Source organism: Rhodococcus yunnanensis NBRC 103083, assembly GCF_001895005.1.
Taxonomy (GTDB): Bacteria; Actinomycetota; Actinomycetes; order Mycobacteriales; family Mycobacteriaceae; genus Rhodococcoides; species Rhodococcoides yunnanense.
Genome location: NZ_BCXH01000057.1, coordinates 1 through 1094, shown reverse-complemented (window position 1 = coordinate 1094; position 1094 = coordinate 1). Strand labels below are relative to the sequence as shown.

Here is a 1094-nt window from a genome sequence, read left to right as displayed (position 1 = left end):
GTCCGATTTCGATGGTGCGGCGGTGCGTACCGCGCTGGGGTCGAAGTTGGCCGAGTACATGGTGCCGGCTGTGTTCGTCGAGTTGGAGGCGTTTCCGCTGGGATCGAGTGGCAAGCTCGATCGTAAGGCGTTGCCTGCTCCGGTTGTGGTGGTCAAGGAGTTTCGGGCGCCCACTACGCCGGTGGAGGAGATCGTCGCTGATACTTTTGCTGGTGTTCTCGGTCTCGACCGGGTCGGTCTGGATGACGATTTCTTCGAACTCGGTGGCAACTCGCTGATCGCGACGCAGTTGGTGTCTCGGTTGAGCGTTGCACTCGACACGCGGCTTGCGGTCCGGATTTTGTTCGATGCGCCCAGGGTCGGTGCGTTGGCCGAGTTGGTCGAGTCGCAGGTGGGTGCGGGTGCGCGCGTCGAACTGGTGGCGCAGGAGCGTCCGGAGATTGTTCCGTTGTCGTTGGCGCAGCAGCGGATGTGGTTCTTGAACCGGTTCGATACGGCGTCTGCGGTGAACAATATTCCGGTGGCGATCCGGTTGACGGGTGAGCTGGACGTGTCCGCGCTGGGACGTGCGGTCGACGACGTGCTCACCCGCCACGAATCTCTCCGGACGGTGTACCCGGACATCGATGGTGCAGGTACGCAGGAAATCCTGCCGACTGCTGTCGTCAGTCCGGACATGACGCCACGTCCGGTCGAGGCCGCAGATCTCGCTGATCAGCTGCGCGAGTTCGTGTCTGTTGGTTTCGATGTGACGGCGGAGGTGCCGTTTCGGGCTCGGTTGTTCGAGGTTGTGGGTGTTGGTTCTGAGTTCGTGGTGGTGTTCGTGGTGCATCATATTGCGGCTGATGGTTTTTCGATGGGGCCGTTGACGCGGGATGTGATGGGTGCGTATGTGGCTCGGGCTGGGGGTGGGGAGCCGGGGTGGGCTCCGTTGCCGGTGCAGTATGCGGATTTTGCGTTGTGGCAGCGTGGGGTGTTGGGGTCGGAGTCTGAGTCGGGTTCGTTGTTGTCGGAGCAGGTGGCGTTTTGGCGGTCGGCGTTGGCGGGGTTGCCGGAGCAGTTGGATTTGCCGTCCGATCGTGCGCGTCCGGTGG

1 protein-coding gene is annotated in these 1094 nt (G+C 62.6%); it reads left to right on the top strand.

Annotation, left to right across the window (positions count from 1 at the left end; all coding sequences use genetic code 11):
• Positions 1–22: 22 nt before the first annotated feature.
• Positions 23–1094 (top strand): condensation domain-containing protein (locus RY1_RS29250; RefSeq protein WP_306305362.1); only part of this gene is annotated, 1072 nt, incomplete at its 3' end.